The organism is Culturomica sp. (assembly GCF_003524185.1).
In the GTDB taxonomy this organism is placed as follows: Bacteria; Bacteroidota; Bacteroidia; order Bacteroidales; family Marinifilaceae; genus Culturomica; species Culturomica massiliensis.
Genome location: NZ_DOED01000036.1, coordinates 1 through 10093, shown reverse-complemented (window position 1 = coordinate 10093; position 10093 = coordinate 1). Strand labels below are relative to the sequence as shown.

General features: G+C 38.1%; 11 protein-coding genes and 1 pseudogene. 7 read left to right on the top strand and 5 right to left on the bottom strand.

Annotated features, from left to right (window positions below):
* Nucleotides 1-239 precede the first annotated feature (239 nt).
* From DD657_RS12540 to DD657_RS12510, 7 genes are all read left to right on the top strand, one after another.
* The gene (locus tag DD657_RS12540; protein ID WP_161945866.1) at nt 240-734 is read left to right on the top strand and encodes an FUSC family protein; all 495 of its coding nucleotides are present in this window, start codon (nt 240-242) and stop codon (nt 732-734) included.
* A 336-nt stretch (nt 735-1070) separates the two neighbouring features.
* Nucleotides 1071-1352: an RNA-binding regulator gene (rbp, locus tag DD657_RS12535; RefSeq protein ID WP_021987387.1), complete on the top strand. Its 282-nt coding sequence runs from the start codon at nt 1071-1073 to the stop codon at nt 1350-1352.
* Between the two features lie 205 nt (nt 1353-1557).
* Nucleotides 1558-2631: an NAD(P)H-dependent flavin oxidoreductase gene (locus DD657_RS12530; protein WP_287050103.1), complete on the top strand. Its 1074-nt coding sequence runs from the start codon at nt 1558-1560 to the stop codon at nt 2629-2631.
* 92 nt (nt 2632-2723) lie between these two features.
* The gene (locus DD657_RS12525; protein WP_021987385.1) at nt 2724-3848 is read left to right on the top strand and encodes a DEAD/DEAH box helicase; all 1125 of its coding nucleotides are present in this window, start codon (nt 2724-2726) and stop codon (nt 3846-3848) included.
* A gap of 81 nt (nt 3849-3929) precedes the next feature.
* A complete protein-coding gene (locus tag DD657_RS12520; RefSeq protein ID WP_021987384.1) occupies nt 3930-4382 on the top strand; it encodes a cold-shock protein in 453 nt (150 codons plus the stop codon).
* A 90-nt stretch (nt 4383-4472) separates the two neighbouring features.
* Complete coding sequence (locus DD657_RS12515) at nt 4473-4691, top strand: hypothetical protein (RefSeq protein ID WP_287050100.1); 219 nt, start codon at nt 4473-4475, stop codon at nt 4689-4691.
* A gap of 44 nt (nt 4692-4735) precedes the next feature.
* Nucleotides 4736-5284, top strand: coding sequence for a PH domain-containing protein (locus tag DD657_RS12510; protein WP_287050099.1), 549 nt, complete (start codon nt 4736-4738; stop codon nt 5282-5284).
* Nucleotides 5285-5461: 177 nt separating this feature from the next.
* On the opposite strand, the gene DD657_RS12505 is transcribed toward DD657_RS12510, so the two are convergent.
* The 5 genes and pseudogenes from DD657_RS12505 to DD657_RS15230 all read right to left on the bottom strand — a co-directional run.
* Entirely contained in the window at nt 5462-6940 is a 1479-nt protein-coding gene (locus DD657_RS12505; protein ID WP_287050097.1) for an alpha-L-fucosidase, read from the bottom strand.
* 290 nt (nt 6941-7230) lie between these two features.
* Nucleotides 7231-7383 carry a hypothetical protein gene (locus DD657_RS12500; RefSeq protein ID WP_021987380.1) on the bottom strand — a complete coding sequence of 51 codons (153 nt, stop codon included), beginning with the start codon at nt 7381-7383 and terminating at the stop codon, nt 7231-7233.
* 3 nt (nt 7384-7386) lie between these two features.
* Complete coding sequence (locus DD657_RS12495) at nt 7387-8208, bottom strand: ATP-binding cassette domain-containing protein (RefSeq protein WP_287050094.1); 822 nt, start codon at nt 8206-8208, stop codon at nt 7387-7389.
* Nucleotides 8209-8289: 81 nt separating this feature from the next.
* Nucleotides 8290-9120 carry a prolipoprotein diacylglyceryl transferase gene (gene lgt, locus DD657_RS12490; protein ID WP_287050092.1) on the bottom strand — a complete coding sequence of 277 codons (831 nt, stop codon included), beginning with the start codon at nt 9118-9120 and terminating at the stop codon, nt 8290-8292.
* A gap of 638 nt (nt 9121-9758) precedes the next feature.
* Nucleotides 9759-9905 (bottom strand): annotated as a pseudogene (locus DD657_RS15230) (IS256 family transposase); the annotation flags it as partial.
* Between the last annotated feature and the right edge of the window lie 188 nt (nt 9906-10093).

Sequence of the window (10093 nt, the reverse complement as noted above, 5' to 3'; positions counted from 1 at the left end):
ACTGGGACGGGGATAAAGTGCTACTGAAAATGGAATTATAAGAAACATGATCTATTATTATGGTAAAGATAGCACTTTAGCCCCGTCCCCGGGTACTGACAACAAAAACACATTTGTAAAAATATAAAACACACAACTAAAACTGAAAAAAAACGTATGTAAGTCATTATTGTATCAGGAATATGAAGCTCTTGAATATAATCCGGCGTATTCATCCAGAGACAGCTTTTTTGAAATGTATGGCTGTCTTACTATCTTATTTTTTCGGAAATTACGTCACCGGACATTTTCACGAAAATTCCGGTTATATCGGTGCTATACTGGCTTGTACCTCTTCTATTGTCGTATTGCAGGAAAATGATCTGAAAAATTCGCTTCATAACGGCTGGCTGAGGGTATTGGGTACTTTTATGGGAGCTCTTATCGCCTGGATATATCTGCTGTTTTATCCATTTACGATTATCGGAATGATTGTTGCCGTATTTATTCTGGAAGTGATTTGTATGCTTTTAAAGGTTCCCGACAATGGGAAAATGGCTACGATTACGTTATCCGTGATTCTTATTATCTCCCGGGAATATCCGGATCTGCCTCCATGGGCGAACGGGCTTTTACGTTTCAGCGAATCGGCTGTCGGAGCCGGCATCGGTATCTTTATGGTGTGGCTGGAATATATATTTCAGAAATTCCGGACCATCTGGAAAAATGTAGACATCCCGAATAAAAGAATATAGACAACATACGAGAGTCTTGTGTTATCCGCACAGGACGAACCGGAATTAATAAGATAATTCCGGTACAATTCCGGCGGAGACCGTTTATACCGGACCATCGCGTTCCTGTCAGGCTGTAAACAGAGAGATGAGTGTGTATAACACCGGGCCTGCTTCTCCCGGAACATTCCAAATAATAAAAACGGCAAATAAAATTGCTTATCTTATTTATTGTATTACCTTTGTCTGCAATTAGAGTTATGAATCATTATCGTTATAGTTCTTCTTTACATATTAAGCAGGTCTCTCCTTTAATTATCCTTCTCTCTAATTCAGTATTTATTTAAAAAATTTCAAATGAACATTTACATTTCAGGTTTGAGCTACGGCACAAATGATGCAGACTTAAACGAATTATTTACAGGGTACGGAGACGTTTCTTCAGCTAAAATCATATCAGACAGATATACCGGAAAATCCAGAGGATTCGGTTTCGTTGAAATGCAAAACGATACAGAAGGCCAAAAAGCAATCGACGAACTTAACGGAACAGAATACGACGGTAAAACAATTATGGTAAATATTGCGCGTCCCCGGACAGAAAGACCGTCAAACGGCGGATACCGTGAAAGACGATAATAGTTGCGAATAATATTCACATCCCTATCCTATACAACAGAAAATAAATTTTCTGTTGTATACAATTAGGAAACAGTATACAGCAATTAAGTTCAATTTACTCTCCCTCCTCAATGTTGTATCAGGTTCTTGCAAGCCTGTATCTTTCCATTCTGAAATAGATTTATTAAACTTTTTTGTTCTCGTTTTATCATAACAAAAATTTATGAAATCATTTTTTATTGGAAACACTGAGGTCAAAACACCTGTTATCCAAGGGGGTATGGGAATCGGTATTTCATTATCCGGTCTGGCCTCTGCCGTTGCTAACGAAGGAGGTATAGGCGTTATCTCCTGTGCCGGATTAGGATTACTATACTCCGAAGAAAAAGGGGATTACGCCCAAAAATGCATCCGGGGATTAGAAGAAGAAATCCGGAAAGCACGTCAAAAGACAAACGGGATTATCGGTGTAAATATTATGGGAGTCCTTTCTAATTATGCCGATATGGTTTGTACGGCTATCAGGGAAAAAGCCGATATTATATTTTCCGGAGCAGGCTTGCCGCTCGATTTGCCTTCCTATTTGACTCAAGGAAGCAGTACGAAATTAATACCCATTGTCTCTTCTGCAAGAGCAGCAAAAATTATTTGTGACAAATGGCAAAAAAATTACGCTTATCTGCCGGATGCGATTGTAGTCGAGGGACCAAAAGCAGGCGGACACCTAGGTTTCAAGAAAGCCCAACTGAAGGATGAAAATTATGCACTGGAATCACTGGTTCCCCAAGTGTTAACGACAATATCCGCTTATAAAGACATAAAAAACATCCCGGTAATTGCTGCTGGCGGTATATCCACCGGTAAAGATATTGCCCGCTTTTTTAAGCTCGGTGCTTCAGCCGTGCAGCTGGGAAGTATTTTTGTTACAACATGGGAGTGTGATGCCGCCCAGGCTTTTAAAGATGTGTATCTGCATGCAAAATCCACAGATATAATTATAATCGAAAGTCCTGTCGGCATGCCGGGACGAGCCATCAACGGAGAATTTCTCCGCAGGGTGGAAAAAGGGTTGGAAAAACCTGCATGTTGTCCGTTGCATTGTATCAAAACCTGCGATTATACGCAAAGCCCTTATTGTATTATGGCCGCACTATATAATGCAGCCATTGGCCATATGACCAAAGGATATGCCTTTGCGGGCAGCAATGCCTATCTGGCAGAAAAAATAAGAAGTGTAAAAGAAGTAATCCACACTTTAAAAAAGGATTTTTTTTCAGCTTCTCACTGTCTGGCCTGAGAAAGAAGGAATTTTGACAAAATCCTCTCCGTTGCAGACCGGGATGAAGCATTTGTATAACTGCTGTTTTCTATACAGCAAAAATAATAGATATGACATTTAAAGAATTAAATATAGCCGCACCTATTTTAGCAGCTATTGAAGAAAAAGGATATACCGTACCGACACCTATCCAGGAAAAAGCAATTCCTGCCGCACTGGCCCAAAGGGATGTGCTGGGGTGTGCCCAAACAGGAACAGGTAAAACCGCCTCGTTTGCAATACCCATCATACAACATATACAAACAGACAAAGAGACGATGAACCGGAAGGGTATCAAAGCCCTAATCCTGACTCCCACCCGGGAGCTGGCATTACAGATCAGTGAATGTATCGGCGACTATGCCAAATACACCCGTGTACATCACGGAGTAATATTCGGAGGAGTAAACCAGCATCCACAGGTAAAGATGTTACAGAAAGGTACGGATATACTCGTAGCTACTCCGGGACGTCTGCTCGATTTAATGAATCAGGGGTATATACATTTGGAAAGCGTACAGTATTTTGTACTCGACGAGGCCGACAGAATGCTCGACATGGGATTCATTCACGATATCAAACGGATTTTACCCAAACTGCCGAAAGCAAAGCAAACCCTGTTTTTTTCAGCGACGATGCCGCCCAGTATCGTTTCTCTGACAAGCACTTTACTGAAAAATCCGGTAAAAATACAAATAACACCCGTGTCATCAACCACCGATACGGTCGAGCAATTCATTTATTTTGTAAAAAAAGAAGAAAAAGGACACCTCCTGATTTCACTCTTACGAAAAGCAGAAAATCAATCGGTACTTGTCTTTTCACGTACCAAACACAATGCCGACCGGATTGTACGGTCGTTGAACAAAGCCGGTATCGGAAGCCAGGCCATTCATGGCAACAAAAGCCAGGCAGCCAGGCAAGCAGCATTGGGAAATTTTAAATCGGGCAGAACACGGGTGATGGTAGCGACAGACATCGCTTCCCGGGGAATCGACATCAATGAATTACCGCTGGTGATCAATTATGACCTCCCCGACGTCCCTGAAACCTACGTACACCGTATCGGACGAACCGGAAGAGCGGGAAACACAGGAACGGCACTTACTTTTTGCTCTCAGGAAGAACGTAAACTGGTCAATAACATTCAAAAATTAACAGGTAAGAAACTCTGCAAAGCCGAACTTTCAGCCTGATGCACAGATTTTAAATTACACTGAATTCTATCCGGATTCAAAAAAATTATTCATTCACATCATAAATTAAATACATATTATATGGCAAGACCTGCAATTCTCGGTAAGCGTGAAAATGAAAAGAAAAAACAAGCCCGGAGAGTGGAAAAACAAAACAGAAAAGAGGAAAGAAAGCGATCCGGTAAAGTGAGTAATTTCGATGATATGATAGCCTACGTCGATGAAAACGGCATGATCACATCCACGCCCCCGGAAAACAATTGCAAGAAGAAGGAAATAGATCAGGAGGAAATCAGGATATCGACACCTAAAAAGGAAGCACAAGCCGTTCTGAAAGGACGAATAGAACATTTAAACACATCAAAAGGTTACGGTTTTATAAAGGACCTTTCAGGAACAGATAAATATTTTTTTCATGTGAGCAATGTAGTGAACGATATTGCCGAGAACGATATTGTAACGTTCGATCTGGAACGCGGCAAAAGAGGCATGAATGCAATAAATATTTGTACTATAGATAGATCAGCATCCTGATATCTCCTATCTCCGACCAAAGGTCATTATGAAGGTGAAGATAAACCGTTTTCAGAAGAAATATGACAATCCTAAAATACAATTTAAAATATGGATAAAAATAAAAACATCCGTTCTGAAAAAAGTTCATCCAACCAGTCGGCTGAAAATGCATTGAATGAATATAAAAAGAGAATAGGTGAAGTAGTTCATGTCACCATCAGCGCACGAACTACCTTCGAATTCCCAGCCTATCTGTCTCAGGAAGAAATCGACATTCGCATAGAAAACTATAAAAAACGACACAGCTTAAGATCGGGAGGATGGTAAAGCAATCATAATCAAATACAAATAGCACTTTACCCCGTCCCCGAATGTTGAAGAAAATTAATTGGAGGGATAGTATGAGCTTTGAAAATAATAGTATTTCCGTTCCGTTTCATTGGAGCGGTGGGGTATGGGCTGTAACAATTGTAACTTTGATTGTTTTTGCTGGGGCAGGATTTTATATAGCATCACTTAACTGGCCGACAGTGATGCTGTGGTTGAAATATTTGCTGACAATTGTTCTTTTAACTACCGTTATTGCTGGAGTGAGCTATACCCCAATACGATTGAAGGCAAATGATAAAAAAATAACGGTAAGCAGGTTACTTGGTTCATTGGAAGTATCGCTGAACGAGGTAATAGAGACCAGACGAATTTCGAAGTCTGACATAGATAATTCTATACAAACTTTCGGAAGTGGTGGCTTGTTTGGATATTTAGGTCGATTCAAGAATGGTAAATTGGGCAGTTATACTATGTATGCCACAGACTTGAACAACTTGATTTTCGTTCACACTAATAACAAGAACTATGTTCTCAGCTGTTCCCGTCCCCAAGAATTTGTCAAATACGTAAATTTACAATTAAAACAATAGCCCATATCTTGTATAACCCTTTGGGGTATCTGTTTGGATTTATGCTATGATTCCGGATTGCACTTATTTCTAGCTAATAACACCCGGAGATGAGATAAAGTGCTATCATTTCACAGATTTCGTTCGTATTAAAATAGCACTTTACCCCCGTCCCCGGGTGCTGCCCGGGTGCTGTTATTAGCGAACATGTTCCAGTTTTAAAGTCCAGGCATAATCGCAGGGGATTTCGTCAAAGGCAATCAAGGGAATATTGACGATCAGGTCTTTTCCCTTTTGTTTCCATGTCACTTTTTTCTTTAACCCCAGCAAGCAGACTTTTGTTTTAGAAGTAGCCTGAACATTTTTCAGGGTAAAGTTGCCTTTGGGAATGCGGGGAAGAATTGCATACACACAATCATCACCACCTGTCGTAAAAAAAACTTCTTTTACGGCATAGCCCGGTTCTGGATTTACAGTTTGTTTCAGAATTTCGTTACCGCTGACATAGTGTTTGCCCTGGGGTTTCCAATTCTGATCTCCTTTAGACCATTGAATGTTTTGTTTCCAGGGACGCGAACCATAAATGGCTTCACCGTTTACCTCCAGCCATTTTCCTATTTGTAACAGACGTTCTTGCATGATGGGTGGAATTTTCCCATTTGCAGTAGGACCGATGCCCAGCAGCAAATTGCCACCCTGGCAGACAATATTGACCAACGTGAGAACCAAGGCCTGAGGTTGGGTGTAATCTTCCAGGTCCTCGTTTTGATTGAAACCGAAAGAAAAACCAATTCCACGACATTCTTCCCAAGGTTTCTCGAAAGTGCTGTTGGTATTGCTGTATTCACGTGTGTAAAAATCTCCGTGGCGCTGGCCGGTATTGCTAGCCCAACGGTCATTTACAACCACACTGTCTTTTACCGGTGATTCATTGTAAAGCCAGGCCAGTATCTCAGGTGTTTTCCATTGCTTGTCATTGTATTGATCCGGCCCGTCAACCCAGATCAGATCAGGTTTGTAATTGTTTACTAAATCTTTCAGCTGCGGAAATAAATGACGGTCGATGAAAAGTTCCATTGTTTCGGGCTTATATAAGGGATTATCCCACTCCCGAAGTGAAAAATAGCATCCTACTTTCAGGTTTGCCTGTCTAAGTGCTTCAGCATATTCACCGACCAAATCCCGGTGAGCTCCAATCTCCATACTATTCCAGGGCCGCCCGTAGTCGCGCGACGCTTCTTTGCTGGGCCATAAGGCAAATCCCTCGTGATGTTTAGTCGTCAGCACAATGTATTTGGCTCCTGATTTTCTAAACAATGCTGCCCAAGCCACGGGATCGTAATCCTGTGCTTTAAACATCCGGGCAAATTGTCCGTATTCAAAATCTGCCCCATAGGTCTTGGTGTGATAGTCATAAACTTCGGTTCCTGTGAAATTACCGTTACCAAATAATTTTTTGTTGTCGAGCCAGTATTTGTACCATTCCTCGTAAGTCCCTTTAGGCGACCACATGGGAACGGAATATAAACCCCAGTGAATAAAAATTCCAAATTTGGCGTCTTTAAACCATGACGGACTAGGCCGCTTATCTAAGGATTGCCAATCAGGAGTATAAGATTGGGCATTGGGCGAAATTGAAAACAGAAAAAGAAAATAAAGTAAACAAAGTGTTTTCATAGATAAATATTAAATGTGATTTCCTTTACAAAGGTATAAATAAATAATTTTAAAATAATAGTAAAGAAAGAAAGTCCCTTCTGTTAAGAATGACAGAAGAATTCAGTTCTTTTCGATATGTGCTATAACAATAGATTCGCTATATATTAGGTTATAAAACTTTTACGCTCGTCGGGACAGGTGATCCCGCCCCTTGGCACTAAGCGTTCCCCGACCGATAAGTTTAAGGATATATCTTGTTCTCCACAGCTTACTGGAGAATAGTTTTCTTGTTCTTACGTTTTATAAATTTAAATAGGCATTCCCGATTCATCCAAACCCAATGCAAGTGCAATAAAGACAATAGCGTACACAATAGTACTGAAAAGAGTATTGAATCCATATCTAAACATATATTTCAGTTCCTTCAACGTATTGACATATATAAGATTAGATATATACATACTTTAATTGCAATAAAAATGTTCCATATTAAATTTTACATTTTCGATAGATACAATATCCACTTTAGAATCTATTAATAATTGCATAGTTACAGACAATTCAATTTCCCTTAAATCTATTTCAAATTCATAAAACATCCCAGTCTTTTTAAGCTTGGCAGGAAGCATATCCAATATTACCTTTTCATCACCCAAAACTTTAAATATGTAATGCTGGTCAGGACCGGAAAGATTAGACATCACGTCTAATAATCCATTTTTCAACTTAAAAACAGAAGTTGCAATAGTTTGAATAAAATGTAGATCATGCGATGTTACGATTACCAGTTTCTTTTGAAAATAACCCGATTTCAAAAGGAAATCAATCATAGATTTCTTAGACTCTACATCAACGCCAAGTGTAGGTTCATCCAGAAAAATCACAGGAGTGTTCAAAACAATTGTTATTATAAAAGCAACCTTCTGCTGCATTCCTCTTGAAAGATTCTCAACCAACTGATTACGTTGTTCAAACAAATTCAACTCCATTAACAAATATTCTGCCATTTCTGATATATGGGAATATTTCACACCTTTTAATGCAGCAAAGTAGTTGATATTCTCAATAGGTGTCAATTTCCAATATAAATTACGGTTCCCCTCCAATAAAGCAGAATAAGTCTTAACTTTTTCTGCTTTATTCATTTTACGAAGATTCCTGTCCAAATACAGAATTTCACCTTCATAAGTTAATATATCCAAACAGGATTTTATCAATGTCGTCTTGCCGACACCATTATTCCCTATAATTCCTATAATCTCATTTTCCCCCCCCCCAGCACGCATTTATCGCTTTCAAAACACTATTACATTTTGAATTCTAAAAATAACTTTTCCTCAAATTTTTAATTTCTAAAATAGTATCGGTCATTTTCGTACATTACTACACTTCGAGGATCTCCATTTAAAAACTGCCAGTCCTATCCCTATTATAACAAATGGAATACTTAACAATTGCCCCATATTAAAAAACATTCCATCCTCAAAACCGACTTGGTATTCTTTCGTAAATTCGATAAAAAATCTGGCCAGAAATATCAAAGCAATAGCTAATCCCGTAAAAAAACCATAAGCAACTCTACTTCTTAATGCTTTAAACAATATCCACAAAACAATGAAAATAAACAAATAAGCCAAAGCCTCATACAACTGGCTGGGATGACGCGGTATAAAATCAATACGCTTAAAAATAAAAGCAAAAGGAGCGGTTGATTCTTTTCCTATAATCTCAGAATTCATTAAATTACCAAATCGAATAAAAGCCCCCGTTAAAGGTGCTACTATCGCAACTTTATCTATAGTTCCTAAATAATTCAGTTTATATTTCTTACTATACAAATACAGGGCTATCAAAACACCCATAGTTCCGCCATGACTCGCCAACCCCTGATAACCGACAAATTTGAAACCAGGTTGAAATTTAAAAGGTAATATAATTTCCAACGGATGTTTACTGAAATAATCCCAGTCATAAAACAGGCAATGCCCTAAACGGGCTCCAATAACAATACCCAAAACAGCATAAACAAACAGAGAATAAACTTTTTCTTGAGGTATATTTTCCAGTTTATACAACTTTGCTACTAAATTGTAGCCAATAAATATCCCTAAAGCAAACAAACAACTGTAATAACGTAATTCAATTACGCCTAAATTTAAAAAAACGGGATCGACATTCCAATTAATATACATTAACATCTTAATTGCAAAATTGATTAAATTCAGATTGATTTATAACACACTCCTTTTTCTTTTCCAATATCCTTTTTTCAAGAATATATTTACCCTGTGTATTGCATGCTTCTTTTAATTTACAAATAAAACAATTCGGACATTCCGGTAAATCTATTTTATTCCAAATATCAGCCTCGTTAAAATCTGAAAGTATTTCAAAAGAAATATTTCGTTTTAAAAATTGTCTGTCTTTTCCTTGACTAAGATAATTAAAAACACTTGATTACTTCATCATAATAGGTGTCTTTTTGAATTTTGGATGTTTTAATATAATAATTTAAATATTTCAAAGCTTTATTATAATCCTTAATAAGGAAACAAAATATAGTCATAAAATAAGAAAGTGGAATAGTCGACCAATAATGAACATGCTTAAACTCTATTTTCAATCTCTCTCTCATTTTAAAATCATAAAAATCCAAATAGTCCATTTTTATAGATACTATCATAACTTCATATTTCCCGGCCTTTTTATATATATGGCTACCTGAAGAAGATTGTCCATTGAGCTGTTAAAGTTATATTGATCTGTGTTTTCTTTGTAACTATTAATATCAAAACGACATAATCGTGGGGTTCGTTAGAACTCTCAATAAACATTTGCTCACGTCCGGATGATCTGAATTATAAAGACGACGCTCAGACACCATTAAGCTCTCCAGGCCTTGTTTTACCAAGCCTTGTAAACCGGATTCCCCATTTGTGATTTCAGAAATTATTTCCGAAATTTGTTCATGTGTAAATTCCATAATCTATCATTTTTGAAAGTTGCATTACAAAAATAATTAAACTTGGGATTTACACACTTTTTGAAACACTATCCTATCGTTTAACTTTCGGTTTAACTCGATCGTCAAAAACCACGAAAAACAGGGAAAAGAAAAAAGGTAGTCACTTTCGTAACTACCTCTGATTGAGAGCGGAAAACGGGACTCAA